The sequence below is a fragment of the Campylobacter coli LMG 9860 genome, assembly GCF_000254135.1.
GTDB classification, from domain to species: domain Bacteria; phylum Campylobacterota; class Campylobacteria; order Campylobacterales; family Campylobacteraceae; genus Campylobacter_D; species Campylobacter_D coli.
In genome coordinates this window covers 65093-83779 of record NZ_AINS01000003.1, presented here as the reverse complement: position 1 = coordinate 83779, position 18687 = coordinate 65093, and the positions used below count along the sequence as shown (strand labels likewise).

The 18687-nt window shown below is 31.6% G+C and carries 21 protein-coding genes; 1 reads left to right on the top strand and 20 read right to left on the bottom strand.

All coding sequences use genetic code 11. From position 1 onward, the window contains the following. Nucleotides 1-98: 98 nt before the first annotated feature. From rplS to CCO88_RS00750, 15 genes are all read right to left on the bottom strand, one after another. Nucleotides 99-455, bottom strand: a complete 357-nt coding sequence (gene rplS / locus CCO88_RS00820; protein ID WP_002776507.1) for a 50S ribosomal protein L19 — start codon at nucleotides 453-455, stop codon at nucleotides 99-101. A 10-nt stretch (nucleotides 456-465) separates the two neighbouring features. Continuing rightward, nucleotides 466-1170, bottom strand: coding sequence for a tRNA (guanosine(37)-N1)-methyltransferase TrmD (gene trmD, locus CCO88_RS00815; protein ID WP_002781559.1), 705 nt, complete (start codon nucleotides 1168-1170; stop codon nucleotides 466-468). Then, nucleotides 1167-1706, bottom strand: a complete 540-nt coding sequence (gene rimM / locus CCO88_RS00810) for a ribosome maturation factor RimM (protein ID WP_002781561.1) — start codon at nucleotides 1704-1706, stop codon at nucleotides 1167-1169. Before rimM ends, trmD begins: the two co-directional genes overlap by 4 nt. Beyond that, nucleotides 1699-1941 (bottom strand): KH domain-containing protein, encoded by a 243-nt coding sequence (locus CCO88_RS00805; protein ID WP_002776501.1) that lies wholly within the window; start codon nucleotides 1939-1941, stop codon nucleotides 1699-1701. Before CCO88_RS00805 ends, rimM begins: the two co-directional genes overlap by 8 nt. Before the next feature lie 5 nt (nucleotides 1942-1946). Continuing rightward, nucleotides 1947-2174, bottom strand: a complete 228-nt coding sequence (rpsP, locus tag CCO88_RS00800) for a 30S ribosomal protein S16 (RefSeq protein ID WP_002776499.1) — start codon at nucleotides 2172-2174, stop codon at nucleotides 1947-1949. A 67-nt stretch (nucleotides 2175-2241) separates the two neighbouring features. Further along, a complete protein-coding gene (gene ffh, locus CCO88_RS00795) occupies nucleotides 2242-3579 on the bottom strand; it encodes a signal recognition particle protein (RefSeq protein ID WP_002785945.1) in 1338 nt (445 codons plus the stop codon). Nucleotides 3580-3646: 67 nt separating this feature from the next. Next, a complete protein-coding gene (locus CCO88_RS00790; RefSeq protein WP_002781565.1) occupies nucleotides 3647-4399 on the bottom strand; it encodes an RluA family pseudouridine synthase in 753 nt (250 codons plus the stop codon). Continuing rightward, nucleotides 4380-5537, bottom strand: coding sequence for a lipid IV(A) 3-deoxy-D-manno-octulosonic acid transferase (gene waaA, locus CCO88_RS00785; protein WP_002781567.1), 1158 nt, complete (start codon nucleotides 5535-5537; stop codon nucleotides 4380-4382). Before waaA ends, CCO88_RS00790 begins: the two co-directional genes overlap by 20 nt. After that, on the bottom strand, nucleotides 5534-6250 hold the full coding sequence (locus tag CCO88_RS00780) for a zinc ribbon domain-containing protein (RefSeq protein ID WP_002776489.1): 717 nt from the start codon (nucleotides 6248-6250) through the stop codon (nucleotides 5534-5536). The genes waaA and CCO88_RS00780 overlap by 4 nt, the downstream gene beginning before the upstream one ends. 9 nt (nucleotides 6251-6259) lie before the next feature. Next, nucleotides 6260-6985: a Nif3-like dinuclear metal center hexameric protein gene (locus tag CCO88_RS00775; protein WP_002839023.1), complete on the bottom strand. Its 726-nt coding sequence runs from the start codon at nucleotides 6983-6985 to the stop codon at nucleotides 6260-6262. After that, on the bottom strand, nucleotides 6972-7835 hold the full coding sequence (glyQ, locus tag CCO88_RS00770) for a glycine--tRNA ligase subunit alpha (protein WP_002781572.1): 864 nt from the start codon (nucleotides 7833-7835) through the stop codon (nucleotides 6972-6974). The genes CCO88_RS00775 and glyQ overlap by 14 nt, the downstream gene beginning before the upstream one ends. Before the next feature lies 1 nt (nucleotide 7836). Then, nucleotides 7837-8391, bottom strand: a complete 555-nt coding sequence (locus tag CCO88_RS00765; RefSeq protein WP_002776483.1) for a DUF3972 domain-containing protein — start codon at nucleotides 8389-8391, stop codon at nucleotides 7837-7839. 12 nt (nucleotides 8392-8403) lie between these two features. Then, nucleotides 8404-8898, bottom strand: coding sequence for a 5-(carboxyamino)imidazole ribonucleotide mutase (purE, locus tag CCO88_RS00760; protein ID WP_002784218.1), 495 nt, complete (start codon nucleotides 8896-8898; stop codon nucleotides 8404-8406). Next, on the bottom strand, nucleotides 8895-10151 hold the full coding sequence (locus CCO88_RS00755; protein WP_002784219.1) for a peptidase U32 family protein: 1257 nt from the start codon (nucleotides 10149-10151) through the stop codon (nucleotides 8895-8897). The genes purE and CCO88_RS00755 overlap by 4 nt, the downstream gene beginning before the upstream one ends. Next, nucleotides 10148-10852 (bottom strand): chemotaxis protein, encoded by a 705-nt coding sequence (locus tag CCO88_RS00750; RefSeq protein ID WP_002776477.1) that lies wholly within the window; start codon nucleotides 10850-10852, stop codon nucleotides 10148-10150. The genes CCO88_RS00755 and CCO88_RS00750 overlap by 4 nt, the downstream gene beginning before the upstream one ends. Before the next feature lie 198 nt (nucleotides 10853-11050). Here CCO88_RS00750 and glnA point away from each other — a divergent pair, with 198 nt between their 5' ends. Further along, complete coding sequence (gene glnA / locus CCO88_RS00745) at nucleotides 11051-12481, top strand: type I glutamate--ammonia ligase (protein ID WP_002781574.1); 1431 nt, start codon at nucleotides 11051-11053, stop codon at nucleotides 12479-12481. Between the two features lie 243 nt (nucleotides 12482-12724). Here the strand turns inward: glnA and flgG are convergent, their stop codons facing one another. The 5 genes from flgG to CCO88_RS00720 form a co-directional block, all read right to left on the bottom strand. Beyond that, nucleotides 12725-13516, bottom strand: a complete 792-nt coding sequence (flgG, locus tag CCO88_RS00740; protein WP_002776471.1) for a flagellar basal-body rod protein FlgG — start codon at nucleotides 13514-13516, stop codon at nucleotides 12725-12727. 30 nt (nucleotides 13517-13546) lie between these two features. Then, nucleotides 13547-14359 carry a flagellar hook-basal body protein gene (locus CCO88_RS00735; protein WP_002776464.1) on the bottom strand — a complete coding sequence of 271 codons (813 nt, stop codon included), beginning with the start codon at nucleotides 14357-14359 and terminating at the stop codon, nucleotides 13547-13549. 322 nt (nucleotides 14360-14681) lie between these two features. Then, nucleotides 14682-15794 (bottom strand): cell division protein FtsZ, encoded by a 1113-nt coding sequence (gene ftsZ, locus CCO88_RS00730; RefSeq protein WP_002781577.1) that lies wholly within the window; start codon nucleotides 15792-15794, stop codon nucleotides 14682-14684. Between the two features lie 16 nt (nucleotides 15795-15810). Next, the gene (ftsA, locus tag CCO88_RS00725) at nucleotides 15811-17199 is read right to left on the bottom strand and encodes a cell division protein FtsA (RefSeq protein ID WP_072212064.1); all 1389 of its coding nucleotides are present in this window, start codon (nucleotides 17197-17199) and stop codon (nucleotides 15811-15813) included. After that, entirely contained in the window at nucleotides 17196-18683 is a 1488-nt protein-coding gene (locus tag CCO88_RS00720) for a peptidylprolyl isomerase (RefSeq protein WP_002787401.1), read from the bottom strand. The genes ftsA and CCO88_RS00720 overlap by 4 nt, the downstream gene beginning before the upstream one ends. Nucleotides 18684-18687 lie beyond the last annotated feature (4 nt).

The window sequence follows — 18687 nt, the reverse complement described above, 5'->3', positions numbered from 1 at the left end:
AACAATAATAACTAAATAATAAATTTTATAAATTAGTTAAAATATATTTATTTAAAAAACAGAAAGATGCTAAATCTGCAAAATAATAATTTTGCAGATTATTTTTTAAGTTCTTTAATACGTGCTGCTTTACCGCGTCTATCTCTAAGATAGAACAATCTAGCACGACGAACACGACCTTTTCTTACAACAGTAATACTCTCTAAACTTTCGCTATAAATTGGAAAAATTCTTTCTACGCCAACATTATTAGCACCCATTTTGCGAACGATAAAGGTTTCATCTACACCATTACCTCTTCTAGCTATACAAATTCCTTCAAAATTTTGAATTCTAGTTTTATCGCCCTCTTTGATGCGAATTGCAAGTCTTAAAGTATCGCCAGCACGAAATTCTGGAACATTTTTTCCCTCAATTTGTTTTGCTTCAAATTGTTCTATGTATTTATTTTTCATAAAAAATTCCTTATTTTTTGCGTTCATGCTCTAAAAATAAATCTGGACGAAAAAATTTCGTTTTGCAAGACGCTAAAGTAGTTTTTAAAGTCGCAATTTTAGCGTGATTACCCTTTAAAAACTCTGAAGGAGTATAAAATTTCTTAAAATTTTGTTCAAAAATAAAAGGTTTTGCAAATGAAGGAGCTTCTAATAAATCATTTTCGAAACTTTCCTCTTCCAGGCTGCAAGCATTACCCAAAACTCCATTGATATTTCTTGCAATAGCATCACAAAGAGTAAGCGCTGGAAGTTCTCCGCCCGTTAAAATAAAATCTCCTATGCTAAACACTTCATTAGCAAAAATTTCTATTACTCTTTCATCAATGCCTTCATATCTCCCACAAACAAAAACAATATTTTCTTTCTTGCTTAATCTTTTTGCATCTTTTTGATTGAAAGTTTTTCCACTTGGATTTAGAAAAATAAAATAAGGATCTTTTTCACTATCTTTGATAAATTTTAAAGTGTTATAAAGAGGTTTAATTTGCATTAACAAACCAGCTCCACCGCCAATTTTATAATCATCTACTTTATGATAAATATTATCTGTAAAATCTCTTGGGTTTAAAAAGTCGAGTTGAAAAAGCTCTTTTTGAATTGCTCGGGCAAGAATAGAATCTTTAAAATAAAATTCAAGCAAATTGGGAAATAAAGAAACAAAACTAAACTTCATGAATTTTCTAAGATTAAAAAAGCATCTTTGGTGCAAAAAATAGAATATTTTTCTATATCAATTTTATTGACATATTTATCAATATAGGGAATAAAAAAAGTTTTAGCATAAGCTTTATCAATTAACTCTTGATCGCTTTGAATTTCAAATAAATAAGAATCTCCTACTTCAAGAATATCCACCACTTTCCCCAACCTTCGCTCATCATCGAATACTTCGCATTTTAAAATATCAAAATAAAAAAATTCATCCTTTTTCAATATGCAAGTTTGTCTTGTAGCTTCAATACTTTGATAAAGAATTAGATTAATAAGCTGTTTTGCAGCTTCAACATTCTCATAACCTTCAAACAAAACAGAAGAGTTAGCTAAATTGTAGTGTTTAATTTTCAACTGACTTTTGCCATTTTCAGTGAAAAAAGAAGCTCCTTTTTTAAATTGCTGGATAAAGTCACTTAGGTTGTAAAGTTTTAAATACCCTTTAAGTCCAACAGTTTTTCCAAGTTTGGCAACTTGAATAAAATTTCTTTCACTCAAGTGCTTTAACCGTTACACGATAACTCATTGAATCTTTGCTTTTACAAGCTGAGACAACTGTTTTTATTGCATTGATCATTTTTCCATTTTTGCCGATAAGCTTACCGGTATCAATTTTATCAGCATAAAGTATGATTTCAGCAAAATTTTCATCAAGCTTTATTTTTTCTGTTGCAATTTTATCCGGATAATCTGCTATGAGTTTAGCGTATTCTCTTAAAAAATTTTCTACCATGAAATTTATTTACTAGTAATAGAAGCTACTTTATCACTAAGTTTTGCACCAACGCTTTTCCAATAAGCTAGACGCTCAGAGTCAAATTTTACCACTTCAGGCTCAACCATAGGATTATAATATCCAATGCTTTCTATCCATCCGCCATCACGACGTTTTCTACTATCTGTTACTACTATACGATAAAATGGTCTTTTAGTTCTTCCCATTCTTGTAAGTCTAATTACTGTCATATACACTCCTTAAAAATAAAAATTTTTTAACTATAGATACTATTAAAAGTATTTATAGATAAAAAATCTAAAATTGTCTTCTAGCTTGATTCATCATTTGCATTAAACTATCCATACCCTTTTTTCCTGAAAATCTCTTAGCAAGTTTAGCAGCATTTGCAAATTGTTTTAAAAAGCGATTAACTTCAACTTGAGACAATCCAGCGCCTTCTGCTATACGACGCTTTCTAGCATTATTAAGTAAATCTGGATTTTCTCTTTCTTTTGGCGTCATAGATGAAATCATGGCTTTAATATGTATAATTTCTTTAGAATTATCCAAATCAAGATCTTTTACACTTGAAGCAACATTAGAAAGTCCAGGTATCATTCCTATAATAGACTTCATACTACCCAATTTTTTAACACTTTCCATTTGAGTTAAAAAATCATTGAAATTAAACTCGCCTTTTTTGATTTTTTGATTTAATTTCTTAGCCTCTTTTTCATCGATAATGGCCGCAGTTTTTTCAGCTAAAGTTGCCAAATCGCCTTCACCCATTATACGATTAACTATTCTTTCAGGAATAAAAATTTCTAAATCCGCTATCTTTTCACCCACGCCTACAAATCTTAAAGGGATTCCAATTTGCTTCGTAATACCTAAAGCTATACCCCCTTTGGTATCTGCATCAAATTTAGATAAAATAACTCCTGTAATACCCAAAAGCTCATTGAAACTTGAGGCTGTTTTAACACCATCTTGTCCACTCATAGCATCAGCGACATAGAAAATTTCATCTGGATTTAAAACATTTTTTACCGCTTTTAATTCATTCATTAAAGCCTCATCAATAGCCAATCTTCCTGCAGTATCGACTAGCAATACATCTGCCATAGAATTTTTTGCTTTTTCTAAAGCTTGTTGTGCCACTTTAATCGGATCTTTTTCATTTTCGATATAAAAAAGATCTAACTCATTAGCTTCACAAAGCTGTTTAAGTTGCTCTACTGCAGCCAAACGCTGTAAATCACAAGCAGCTATTAAAACTTTTTTATTGCGAAGTTTTAGATAGTTGGCAAGCTTAACCGTACTTGTGGTTTTACCTCCACCTTGTAGACCCACCATTAAAACAACAGTTGGAGGCTTAGTAGCAAAAACAAAACCTTGATTTTTTCCATCAGCATTCAAAATATTTTCTAAATTGGTTTTAATAGCTTCTAAAAATTGCTTTTGTCCTATGCCATTTTTTTTAACATCTTCTTCAATAAGCAAAAGCAAATCTTTAACCACTTTATGGTGTACATCTGCTTTTAGTAAGGCTTTTTTTAAGGTATCTAAAGCATTTTTAAGCGCTTTTTCATCATCAACAAAACGAAGTTTATTAATCGCTGATTTAAAAGATTCGCTGACTAATTCAAACACTTTATTACCTTTCTATTATTTTTAAATTTTAAGTTGAGTATTATACAAAATCTTTTCTTAAATGGCTTTAAAAATCTAAATTTTTTATCTCAAAACCAAGCTTTGAAAAGCTAGAATCTAATTCTGCCTTAAATTGATAATTTAAAATTCGAATTTCATGACTATGCAAATACATCCTATCACTTGAAATTTTAGCATATTTTTCATCTCCTATAATTCCATGCTTGATAAATTTAGCATGCACTCTTATTTGATGGGTTCTGCCTGTTTTAATGATAATTTTAGCCAAAGTTTTTTTAGCTTGCATCATAATAGGAGTAAAAATACTGACCGCGCTTAAACCCTCTTTAGAAATTTTGCTCAAAGCTCCATTCTTAGTTTTTATGGTTAATATAGGCTCATCAATCTCAATTTCTTCTGCTAAAATTCCATCCAAAACAGCTATATAGCTTTTATAAACTCTTTGTTTTTTAAACTCTTCAATGCATATTTTTCGAAAATCTTCATTTTTACAAAGCAGTATAACACCACTAGTTTCTTTATCAAGACGGTTAAGTAACTTTGCATTGAATTTTTTTTCAAGTTCTTCACTGATATAAGCATAGGGTTTATTTATGGCTATGATATTTTCATCTTCAAAAATTACTTTAGGCTTGCTAGTTTTTACAATGCTAAATTTCGTCTTATCACTCATCAAAGCTCTTGCTACAACTACCTTTTTACCATGAGAAAAAACGCAACCCTTATCTATCAAATCTTTTGCTTCGCGGTTTGAAATATTTTCTTGCAAAGCTAAAAGTTTATATGCTTTTTCTTGCATCAATACCTTCCTGTATAGCTTGTATTATGGTTGATAAATCATTATTTTGTGCTATTTTTGCTTTTAAATTGTAATTATGAATTATACCATCAAGTTCTTTTAAGTCTTCACAAAAATAGACATTATCCACTTCTTGAAATAAACTTTTTTGATTATGTATATAAATCCCACTTATCAATACATTATTAAAATGAGCCACCTCTATGGGATTATGTCCTCCTATCCCCTCAAAAAAAGAACCTCCCAGTACAACTACATCTGAAATGGCGTAAAAATTTACAAGCTCACCCAAACAATCTAATAATAAAATATCTTGATTAAATTTTTTATCTTCATTTTGCAATAAACTAAATTTATCAAATTTTAAACCTTTATCGTGCAATAATTGTTCCACTTCTAAAAAACGCTCAGGATGCCTTGGAGCGATGATTAATTTCTCTTGTTTATCCATTTTATAATGCTTGAGTAAAAGTTCTTCTTCACCCTTATGAGTGCTTGCAAAAATAATCAATTTTTGCTTAGGTTTAAGGTATTTTTGTGTAGGAAATATTTGCAATTTGGATTTAATATTTGAAAAAATTTTAACATTTTTAGCACCCAAATCTTCTAATCTTATTTTATCCACCTCACTTTGTGCAAAAACTTCATCTATATAACAAAAAATTTTCTTATAAAAAAATCTAAATTTTTTATAGCTTGCATATGAATTATCTGAAATTCTAGCATTTAGCAAAATAACCTTACTTTTTTGAAGCTTTGCTATAAAAACGAGCATTAACCAATACTCGGCTTCAAAAATCACTAATACCTTGCTAGGTTTGAGCCAAAATGGAATCCAATTTTCAAAAGCAAGATAATTTACCTTATTGCAAATTTCTTTAGCATAATCATAACCCGTCTGTGTAATAGTCGTAATTCTTGAATCAAATCTTAAAACAAGCTCTTTGACACTTCTTGCTTCTCCATATGAGCAAACATGAAAATGCACATCCGATCTTTTTTGAGATATATTACGAAAGAGAAAAAATCTAGCCTTTAAGCTATATTTATATTTTGGCTTAAATAAAGAAAGTAAAAAAAGTGGGATAGCGCAGAGTAAAAAAGCTATCCACACTAAAATATAATAAAGAAAAATCAATTTTGATCTTCTTGCTCTTTATATAAAATTCTTCCACAATGAGGACAAGTTATAATCTCTTCACCCTTAATCACTGATAAATAAGTTTTATCATAAATTTTCATAAAGCAGCCATAACAAGCCTGTTTTTTAACGGGAACTACGGCTGTATTTTTAGCCCATTTTCTAATCTTTTCATAAAAGCTTAAAACTTTTTGATTCATCTCTGCAACTAATTTAGTCTTTTTAGTATAAACATTCATTCTTTCTTTCTCCAAGCCATCCATTTGAGAACTAATGCTTACTCTTATTTCATCTAAATTTTGCTCCTCTTTTGCTCTTTCTTCCAAAAGTTCTTTTTTGAAAAGCTCTTTATTTTCTAAAATTTTATCCAAACGAACAATCTCATCATTAGCCGCATCAAGCTGCTCTTTAGCGATATCTTCTTCGATTTTTAAAGCATTTGCTTCTTTTTCTGTCTTAACAGCTCCACTCTTTTTAGAAAGCTCTTTGATTTTAGCTGAAAACTCTGAAATATGAGCATTATTTTGAACTTTTTGATTTTCTACATCTTGAATTTCATTTTCTAAATTATTTAATTCAACATTAAATTTAGCAATCTTATTTTCAGCATCTTTTAAAGTCTTGCTAATACTTTCCATCTTCGGTTCAAAGCTGTCAATTTCTTGATCTATTTTTGATAAAAGCACTAATTGTTCGAGATATTTATTCATTTATTTTCCTTAAAAATATTGAAATGGATTTTTTGAAACTGTTATTATAACTTTTAGCGGCAAATTTTTCAAGTGTTTTGCTAAACATTGAGCAAAATAGCGTTCGCTCTCAAAATGTCCTAAATCAATCAAATTTAGATGATTGCTTATGGCTTCTAAGGCTTGATGGTATTTAAAATCGCCACTTAAATAGCAATCTGCCTTAACTTCATTTAACAAATCTCCCCCACTCCCTGTGCAAACAGCTAAGCGTTTCAAATATTCTTTTCCACAAAAACTTGTTCTTAGAATTTCTAAATTTAAACGCTTTTTAACCATAATACAAAGCTCTTCAAAACTCATATCTACATCTATATAAGCTAAAAATTTATTTTTAGAAGAAATTTCAAATCCCAAAATTTCTTCTATAAAATAAGTATTTAAATGGCTAATATCAAAATTAGTATGCATAGAAATTAAAGAAAGATTTTTTCTAAGCATTTCCTTAACAAAAGCTCTAGGATAGGCTGAATTTGCCAAATCCTTCAAGCCTTTAAAAATTAAAGGATGATGCGTGATAAATAAGGAATTTTCTTCTGCATTTTGGATCAACTGCTCATCTATATCAAGGCTTAGATAAACATTATGAATTTCATCGTTAAAATTCCCAAGTAAAAGACCGCTATTATCCCAAATTTCTTGAGTTTCAAAAGGGCTTAGCTTGTCTAAAAAATTATAAATTTCAATCAGTTTCATCTAAATTTTTCTTATAAATTTCAGCACAAGTTTTCGAAAGCTCGCGAATTTTTAGCATATAATCTTGTCTTTGTGCAACAGAAATAGCACCCCTTGCATCAAGCAAGTTAAAAGTATGAGCTGCAAGCATACAATAATCATAAGCAGGCAAAGCCAATCCCTGTTCTAAAATACTTTTACATTCTTTATAAGTATCTTCAAATTGCTGATTTAAAAAATCTACATTGCTGATTTCAAAATTATATTTACTAAATTCATACTCGCTGCGCTTATGCACATCTGCGTATTTAATTTTTTCCCCATTAAATTCGCTCCAAACAATATCATAAACATTATCTACATTTTGGAGATACATAGCAATTCTTTCAAGCCCATAAGTGATTTCAGCACTTACCAAATCTACTGCGATTCCACCAACTTGTTGAAAATAGGTAAATTGAGTTACTTCCATACCATCAAGCCAAACTTCCCAACCAAGACCCCAAGCGCCAAGACTTGGACTCTCCCAATTGTCTTCAACAAAACGCACATCATGGCTTTTAAGATCAAAACCTAAATTTTCAAGGCTTTTTAAATAAAGCTCTTGAATATTATCAGGACTTGGCTTCATTAGGACTTGAAATTGATAATAAGCCCCAAGACGATTAGGATTTTCTCCATATCTTCCATCTGTTGGACGACGAGAAGGAGCCACATAAGCTGTAGCCCAAGGTTTTTTACCTAGACTTCTTAAAAAAGTTGCTGGATGGAAAGTTCCAGCTCCTGCTGGCATATCGTAAGGCTGCATGATTGCACAACCTTGTTTTTGCCAAAACTCTTGTAAATTTAATATCATCTGAGAAAAAGTCATTTTAACCTTCTTTATTTTCATTTAATTTTTCATTTGCTGTACTAGAATTTTCATCTTTTTTCATTTCCAAATCAGGCTCAGTTCTTGCCCCAAAAATTTCAGCCGTCTTACTCCACATAAGCTTATATTTACGTTTTAAAAATTCTATTTCTTCTCGGGCGTGTTTTAATTCATGATTTAAAGTTTCAATAGTTTTTCTATCTTCATCATAAAGCTCTTGCATTGAATAAAGTGCATCTTTTAAAAATTTATTTTCATTTTTTAAAGCATCAAGAGTTTCATCCTTTGCATCTAAAACCTTCTCATGCAAATTTAAAATTGTTCCTATAGTCTTTTCTACAAAGCTTTCTCCTGCCAAAGTCATAGAATTTACCATAGCAGGCTTTGAGTTAGAAGCACTTGGAACAACGCTAAAAGTTCCTTGGTTTGCTTCGATATAAATTTTTCCCTCTTCTTCTTTGAAATTTAAAGCACCATTTGCCATCATTCCCTTTACAACATCTTCATTTAAATGCACAAGTTTACAAAATTCTTGGAGCTCTAAATAAGTTTGCATTTTCATCCTTTTTTACAATAAAACTTCTACACTCTTAGAATCACTGATTAAGTTTTCTTCTTGATTTTTTCTATCTTGCTTTAAAGCTTTTGCTAAAGTTTCATCATTAAGAGCAAGAATTTGCATAGCTAAATAAGCTGCATTTTTAGCTCCTGCTTTGCCAACTGCTAAAGTTCCCACAGGAATTCCACCTGGCATTTGCACGGTTGAAAATAAAGAATCCATACTCGCTAAAGCACTTCCAGGCATAGGTACTCCCAAAACAGGTTTGGTTGTATAAGCTGCAACTGCTCCTGCTAAATGCGCTGCCATCCCAGCAGCTGCGATAAAAACTTTAGCTCCTTTTTCTTCTGCTTCTTTAATATATTCCTTAGTTCGCTTTGGACTACGGTGAGCAGAACTGATAATGAGTTCATATTTTACACCAAATTTTTCAAGCGTTTTGGCACATTCGCTCATGATTTCATAATCACTCTTGCTTCCCATCATAATTGATACAAATTTCATCCAATTTCCTTTCTTAAAAAACTAAAACTGCTGATTTTATTTGGCATTTTGATTTCGTTTTCGTTTCCGCTATGAATTTCGTTGAATTCTTTATTGTTTTTAGAAATAAGTTTTTTAAATTCTACAAAATATTTATCTTCTTTTTTATAAATCTTACCCAATTTATTATCACAAGTCTCAATTTCATCACCTAAAGGCATTAAAATTTCATAAGCTTTGTTTAAAACAACCTTGCCCTTGCATTTAAAATACTCTCCATCCTCAACGATAGCATGTACTTGATGAGTACCCTCTTCTATGCTCGTATCGTGATTTTGTGTATCTGCTTTTTCTAAAGGGCGTGAGACAAGATAACCGTCTGTAAAACCGCGATTTTTAAGCGTAGCAATTTCTTTTTCATACTTACTTGCCTCAAATTTACCTTCTAAAACATCTTGTATGGCCATTTTGTAAGTTCTAGTTGTAAGTGCAACATAATACTCACTTTTAGTACGGCCCTCTATTTTAAATGCGCTTATGCAATCTTCTTTCATAATTTTTTCTATGTAAGAGCATAAATTTAAGTCTTTAGAGTTAAATACATGGGTACCATTTTCATCTTCTTCTAAACGAAAAAGTACTCCATTTTCAGGATTTTTTGCATAAAGTTCGTAATTAAATCTACAATCATTAGCACAAGAGCCACGATTACTCATTCTTCCGCTTTGAACCGAGCTGATCAAACAGCGACCCGAGTAAGCAAAACACATCGATCCATGCACAAAAGCTTCTAGCTCAATATCGCAATTTTCTTTTAAACTTTTAGCATCTTTAAGACCCAACTCTCTTGCGATAACTACTCGTTTTGCACCCATATTTTTATAAACTCTTGCGTCAAGATAGTTTAAAACATTAGCTTGAGTAGATACATGCAAGGCTATTTCAGGAGCTAACTCTCGAACCAAAGCCATTGCACCCACTGAAGCTACTATAAAAGCATCGGGTTTCATCTCTTTAAGCTTTAAAATATGTTTTTTTAAAGATTCTATTTGTCCACCCAAGTGAAAACCATTTAAAGTAACATAAACCTTTTTGCCTCTTTGGTGGGTATACTCAATAGCTTCTTCAAAACTCTCATAATTAAATTCTCTAGCAGTGCGAGAGCGCAAAGAAAAATTATTTACCCCTGCGTAAACTGCATCAGCTCCATAAGCTAAAGCGATTTTTAATTTTGCAAAATTTCCCGCAGGAGCTACAATCTCTGGAATAATCATTTTTGACCCAAACTTGCTATAAGCGCTTCTATATCATCATTGCTTACAATATCAGTAGTAGAATCACCTTCAATATGAACTGCAGAACTCACTCGTTTCTTATCATCAATCCTACCTTCAAACAAAGAACTCATATAGCGACTCAAGGCACGCATTACATTGATAACGCGCTCTATTTTTTGACGGTGAATATCTTGATATTGCATAGCATCCATTGCCATCATTACTTCATCTTGTCCACATTGCAACTTATCAATAATTTCTTGACTTGTTTTTTTCACTTTTGAATTTAACTGCAAAGCTTCATTAAAACTGACAACATTTGGAAATTTCTCATTTAGTTTTGAAAATATTTCAATATTTTTAGCTAATACTTTATCAATCTCACTAAACAAATTTTCAGAATCTGCAAAGAAATTATTGATACTTTCTAGCTTATCCATCATCTCAGTAGCTTTTAACTCACTGTCTTTAGTAACATCATCAAGTTGATGAACTACCTTATGTTCTTGATTTGGTGGTGGTGGTGGCCATACAACACTAGGATCTGGTTTATAATCAGACACCTTTACATCTTCTAGCATTAATCCTTCTTCAGATTCTATATTGTGAGACTCTGTTTCGCTTTTAATGTTAGACTCTGCATCCTCATCAAAATTTACATCACCATTCATCAAGGCGTCAAGTTCTTCTTGAGTCATCTTTTTCCTTTTTTAAACCTAGATTTTGTTTTAGTACTACGATTATAATCAAATTTATCTAAAATGAAAATATAAATTTAAATTTTCATAGTTTTGTAAGTAAATTTCAAAAAATGATTAAAAAAATATATTAATTAAACCTGAATTAAAAAAAATATGATACAATTTTCATAAATTATCTTAAAGAAGGAGTAAAAGATGGGCAAATTTGTTAACAATGTTAATGAATTCTTTGATTTTTGTAAACAAAACGAAGTTCTTTTTGTAGATTTTCGCTTTACTGATATGATAGGAACTTGGCATCATATCACCTATAATCTTCATGCAATTAGCGAAGAAACTTTTGAAGCAGGAATTCCATTTGATGGTAGTTCAATTCATGGATGGCAACCTATTGAAAAATCAGATATGATTTTAAAACCTGATGCGCAAAGTGCATTTTTAGATCCTTTTACAGCTGATTCTACTATTATAGTTTTTTGCGATGTTTATGACATTTATAAAGGACAAATGTATGAAAAATGTCCAAGAAGTATAGCAAAAAAAGCAATGGAACATCTTAAAAATAGTGGCATAGCTGATACTGCTTATTTTGGGCCTGAAAATGAATTTTTTGTTTTTGACAGTGTAAAAATTGTAGATACAACTCATTGTTCTAAATATGAAGTGGATACAGAAGAAGGAGAGTGGAATGATGATAAAGATTTCGCAGATAGCTACAATACAGGTCATCGTCCACGAAACAAAGGCGGATATTTTCCTGTTCAACCTATAGATTCTTTGGTAGATATTCGCTCTGAAATGGTTCAAACTCTTGAAAAAGTAGGACTTAAAACCTTTGTTCACCATCACGAAGTTGCACAAGGGCAAGCGGAAATTGGAGTAAATTTTGGCACACTTGTGGAGGCTGCAGATAATGTACAAATCTACAAATATATTGTCAAAATGGTAGCTCATTTAAATGGCAAAACTGCAACTTTTATGCCAAAGCCTCTTTATGGTGACAATGGAAATGGTATGCATGTTCATATGAGTCTATGGAAAGATGGTGTGAATTTATTCTATGACAAAGAAGGTTATGGAGGACTTAGCCAAACTGCTATTAATTACATAGGTGGGGTTTTAAAAAATGCTCGTTCTGTTGCAGCTTTTACTAATCCAAGCTCAAATTCATACAAAAGAATAGTTCCAGGTTTTGAAGCTCCTTGTATTTTAACTTATTCTTGCCAAAATAGAAGTGCAAGTTGTCGCGTGCCTTATGGTATAGGTAAGAATTCAGCTCGTGTTGAAATTCGTTTCCCTGATAGCACCGCTAATCCTTATCTAGCTTTTGTTAGTCTTTTAATGGCAGGACTTGATGGAATCAAAAACAAAACCATTCCTGTAGGACCTATGGATGAAAACTTATTTGATCTTACTTTAGATGAAATTCGTGAAAAAGGCATAGAGCAACTACCACACACTCTAAGAGGAAGTCTTGAAGCTTTAATTCGTTACAACGCTTTCTTAAAACCTGTAATGAGCGATATTTTTATAGATGATTATCAACATTTGAAATTTGAAACTCAAGTTTGGCCTGTTGAAGCGCGTCCAACTGCATACGAATTTAAAACTTGCTATTCTTGCTAAATAAAAAGCAAAGCGTAAATTTTTAAACGCTTTGCTTTATTTATTGATAAATTTCTTAAATCCATATCTTTGATATTATATAAATTTATTTTCAAAAAAGAATTAAAAATTATTATTGCAGCAGAATATTATTTATTTTCATTTTTATACCATGATTTTAGTAAGTACATGAAATTTTAAGTGAATTAATATGAGAAAAATTTATGGCATAAAAATACCATAAATTTATATAATTAATTTAAATTATCTTTTTAATTGATTGACAATTCCAAGCATATCATCACTCGTCGTAATAGCTTTTGAACCTGCTTCGTAAGCTCTTTGTCCTGTGATAAGATCTGTCATCTCTTCAACAAGCTGCACGTTGCTTAACTCTATAAAGCCATGTCTTATTGTTCCAAGTCCATCTTGGGTTGCTATACCTGCTACAGGTGCACCGCTTGCCCCTGTTTCAAGATAAAGATTATCTCCCATAGAATGAAGTCCAGCTGGGTTGATAAATTGTACAAGCTCAACTTGACCGATTTGTGTTTCTTGTTGTTCTCCTGGAAGCATTACAGAAACTGTGCCATCAGTAGCCACATTAATCGCAGTTGCACCCTCTGGTATAGTCATTTCAGGTAAAAGTCTATAACCATCTGCATTAACGATATTTCCCTCATTATCTTTTGTAAATTGTCCATTTCTTGTATAAGCTATCGTGCCATCAGGAAGTTGAATTTGAAAAAAACCATTTCCCGCAATTGCCATATCAAGACTATCTGTGCTTGTAGCCTTTAAATTACCTTCAGTAAAAACCTTTGTCACTGCTGTTGGACGCACACCAATACCCACTTCTATGCCCGATGGAGAAAGTGTTGTGGCTGAAGTTGAAGTTCCTGCGTATTTCATAACTTGATACATTAGATCAGCAAATTCAGCACGACCCTTTTTAAAACCTGCTGTGTTAACATTTGCAATATTGTTTGAAGTAACATCAATTTGTGTTTGCTGCGCTACCATTCCCGTAGCAGCAGTATGAAGTGATCTCATCATTTTTTATCCTTTAATTTATTTTATATTATTTTATTTAACGGCTGCAAGTTTATTGATAGCTTCTTGGTTTAAGTCATCCATATGAGCTGTCATAACTTTTTGATACATTTCTACCATTCTATTTGCCTCTATAAGTCCTACCATTTCGGTTACTGGATTGACATTAGAGCCTTGAGAAAAACCTTGACGCACTGCATTAGAATTATCCAAATCTCTAATACGCGTTAAATCATCTATCCTATAAACATTATCCCCATCTTTTTGCAAAGCTCTTATATCATCTACTTGAGCGATAAATAATCTCGCATTTTGAACGCCATCTACCTCAATACTTCCGTTTTTATCTACATTGATATAAACCGCACCATTAGGAAGACGAATTCCTGCATTTTGAGGATTATTAAAATAATCACTGCTTAAAATTCTATATCCTTGTTTATTGACTAAATATCCCTCTTCGTTAAGTTGAAAATTTCCATCTTTACTTAATCTTATTTCACCATCCTTTGTTTGAACTAAATAAAAAGCATCCTCTCTAGTAATGGCCAAATCCAAAGGGTTATTAGTCGTTTTTAAAGAACCTAAACTAAAATCTGTATATCCTTGAGAAACTTGAGGAACGCCATCTATGGTAGTATTGACAAATCTTGATGCATCTCTTGTGTGATTTTCTATAGGCAACTCATCCTGAGTTTCTTTAAAAATCCTTTTAAAATCTGCAATTACTACATCATCTCTTTTGTAACCACTCGTGTTAATATTGGCAAGATTGTTTGTAATAACATCAAGTTTATTAAACTGAGTTACCATCCCACCCGTTGCTTGATAATATCCATTTTGCATATTTTTCACCTATAAATTTTGATATTTTTAATCTATAAAGCAAAGAGTGTTCCAACTTTTAAAAAGAATGAATTTTAGGGGATTAAGCAAGTAGAAATAAAATACTGAATGATAATTTGCATCATATTGTGTTTTTACAAGGAATTATACTAAAAAACCAAAAGTATCATTAAATCGCTTAAAAAGCAGCAACATTCATCTCTTTGCCCAAGAAATAAGAGTTTTCTTTCTAGGAATATGGGTAAAAAATATTTTAAAATAAATAGTAAAAATTTTAAAAAAGCAAGACTTAAGTAAAAATCTTGCTTAAAAATATTCTATTTTAGTCCATTTGGCGGCGTAAGAAAGTAGGAGTTTCAATTTGAGCCATTATCTCTTCATCAAAACCACCACTTACTTTTCTAAGATTTAAATAAGGATTTTTCTTAGGAGTTTCAGCTTCTTCAGCGGCTTTTTTAGCTATGCTGTCTCTATCTTCAAATCCTGTGGCAATAATGGTCACTTCTACCCTATCTTCCATGCTATCATCTGTAGTAGAACCAAAAATAATCTTTGCATTTTCATCAACAATTTCTTCTATATTATTTGCAGCAGCAGAAATTTCAATTAAAGAGCAATTAGAACTTGTTTTAAAATGTAAAATAACCCCTTTAGCTCCTTTAATATCCATACCATCTAATAATGGAGATTCTATGGCATTAGAAAGAGCCTCTTCGATAGCATTTTCACCGCTAGCACTGCCTACGCCCATAAGCGCTAAACCACGATGGCTCATTATGGTTCTAACATCAGCAAAGTCAACATTGATATCACCATTGTCTAAAAGTATAGACACCATACCCTTAACAGCACGCGCCAAAATATCATCAACTAATTTAAAAGCATCTTTAATTCCTGCTTTTTTATCGATAATGCTTAAAAGCTTTTCGTTTTGAATTACAAGGATAGAATCACTTTCTTTTTTCAATTCAAGGAGTCCGTTTTCAGCAAGTTTTTTTCTTTGTTTCCCTTCAAAAGCAAAAGGCATAGTTACAACAGAAACAGTTAAAGCACCTATTTCTTTAGCTGCTTGTGCGATTACTGGAGTAGCACCCGTTCCTGTGCCACCACCAAAACCTGAAGCAATAAAAACGATATCACTTTGGCTAAGACTAGCTTTAATCTCTTCAAAGCTTTCTCTAGCACTCTCTGCTCCAACCTCTGGTAGCATGCCCGCACCCAAGCCTTTTGTTTTTTTCTCGCCAAGTTGAATTTTGGTTTTTGCTAATGAATTTGAAATAGCTTGTGCATCAGTATTAGCCGCGATTAAATCGAGGTCATTTAAGCCCATCTTGACCATATGATTAATCATATTTCCACCGCCACCACCGCAGCCTATAACTTTAATTTTAGCGCCTTTATTATGTTGCATCTCTTCTACTAAAAATTCGCTCATAAAAACTTTCTCCTTGTTAAAATTGATTCATTATTTTATGCCAAATATTTGAAAAAACACTAGGCTTTTTCTCTTTTGGCTCTTTAAAATCTAATTGTTCTTGTATTATTATTGTATCATTTTCTTGCAAATTTTCGCCAAAAAAATCAGATTTTGTTTCATTTTCCACTTCTTTTTGTGGAATTATTTCTTGTCTAATTTGGCGGTTATAATTTTCTATCTCCCCTTTATATCTTAACTTTTCATTTGAATCAAGTTCATAAGGCGTAAAATAACCCGCACCATATAAACAAAGTCCTATAGCACAAGTATTTTCAGGATCATTAAAAATTTCACTAAACCCAGTAATTAAATCTTTTCTAGCAGTAGCAAGTCTAACAGAACGATTATCAAAAGTTGCAGGAGCTAATTCATCAATACCTGCTAATTTAGTCATTCCGCCTGTTAATACAACGCCACCCCCTATGCTATTTGCATAACGATTGTCGCTTAAAATTTTGGCTAAAATCATTAAAGTTTCTTCAGCTCTTGCATAGATTACATTTGAGATGATATCTAAAGAAACTTCATTTACTTTTCTTTCATCTCCCATAGAAGGAATTTGTATCAATGCATTAGGTTGTTGAGAAAGGGCTGCATAATTTAATTTAATTTTCTCAGCTTCTTTTAAAGGAGTGTGCAAAGCCATCGATAAATCTTGAGTAATATTAATCGATCCAATTTGCAAGCAATCATTATAACGAATTGAATTTCCAGTATGAACAACCATATCGCAGATCGCTCCACCCATATCAATCAAAACAGCACCTAGTTCTTTTTCACTATCATCTAAACAAGCTATAGCTGAAGCATAGCCAGAAAGGACTATATTATCAACTCTTAAATCAGCCAACTCAACAGCTTTTTTTAAATTTTTAATATGAGATTCTTGAGAAATAACTATATGAGTCGAAACCTCCAAGCGATTTCCGCTCATACCCAAAGGATCATCTACATGTTCTAAATCATTTACCTTAAAATTATAAGGTAAAACATGAATAATTTCATAACCACTCGGAAGATTTGCAGTGTGTTTGGCTGTGCTTACCGCACGATGAATTTCTTTGATGCCTATTTCATGATTTGGTATATTTACTACACCTATACTATCAACACTTTTAGTATAAGCGCCCGAAATAGAAACCACTACTTTATCATAATGAACACCGCTCATCATCTCTGCATTTCTAACTGCTTCCTCGATCGATTTTGAAGCAAGCTCGATATTGGTAATAGCGCCTTTTTTTACACCATTGGTTTTTGCTTTTGCAAAACCAATAATTTTTAAACCTTCCTCATCTTTTTGAGCGACAATGGCACAAGTTTGTGTTGAACCTAAGTCAATTCCTAATATATTCAAAATTATTTACCTTTATAATAAATTTTTATTGGATATGTTTTTTTAAGCTCTTCGATTAACTCCTGCTTCATTTCATTAGCTTTTAAACTTTGTAAATTTTGATTAAGCATTGTGCGATATTGCTGAAATTTTTCAGGATTCATATCAAGCTTTTGCTTATTAATTTTATAAAGTATAGCCTTATCTTCATTTAAAATAACATAAGAACGATTTTGATCAGAATTAAAAACATTCATTAGAAAATAACTAAATTCTGCTTCATTTAATATATTACTAATTTTAGCATCATTTCTTACAGTATCCCTGCTTACGAAACCTATATTAGTTCCGCTAAAATTTTCTAAATTTTGCTTAGCTTTTTCTTCTAAATTCTTTTTCACCTGTTCGCTGATATAAATAGGCATAAGCTCTTCTCTAGCCTCATTAAAAGTCTTAGTTCTTACAGGATTGGTTTTGTTAAGCTTGATAATAATATAACCATTTTGATATTCACTCGGTCTTAACACATCTCCATTTTTTGCCCGAGATAAAGCCTCAAGTGGATAGTAAACATCTGAATCTGTGATATTTTCATCCTTTTGGAATTTATCTTTACCTTCTTTCAATTCCAAAAATTTAGCATTAGCTATGTTTTTAAGCTGTGCTAAAGCATAATCTTTAGCAACATCCTTTTTAGCAGCTTCAAAACTCATGATTTTGCCACTAAAATCTTTATATTTAAATTTATTATTTTCATTATTATAAAATTCTTCTAGCTTACTATCATCAATTTTTTGCATATCCACCGGTAGATAATAAGTAGAAATCTCATATACTTTTTTTGTCTTATAATCTTCTTTGTGTTCATTCCAAAGCTTTTTAAGCTCTTCTTCATTAACTTTTATATTTTCTTTATCTTGCTCTAGTTTTGCTATATTTAAAGAATCTTGCATAAAATAACTAGCTCCTAGCATTTTCAACTCTTCATCTGTTTGAGGGAGATTGAATATTTGTTCTAGTTTGCCGATAATAATTTCATTTGAAAGAGTTTTCTCATATTCTTTTGGAGTCATATTGTTTGCATTCAAAAGTTCATAATAAATTGTTTTATTAAAATCACCTGAAGGATCTTGAAAGGCTTTAGTTTCAGCAAGTGCTTGAATAACTTCATTTTCACTTGAACCTAATCCCAAATCTTTAGCAAAATTTAACAAAAGCTTATCTTCAACCAAAGAGCTTAATGCAGCATTTTCAATTCCCAATTGCTTAGCACTCTCCTCATTTAAGCCACCGTTGCTAATTTGATTGTAATAATTAAAAATCTGATTATATCTTACATTAAATTCATTATAATTGATTTTTTCATCTCCAACTACAGCAACACTCGAACTTCTATTAAGATTAAAATCATAAGCACCCCAACCTAAAAACCCAGCTCCAACAAAAGCTATGGTGCTAATCCATATAGTAACAACAAGATATTTTTTGTGATGTTGCATCCAAGTAAGCATATCA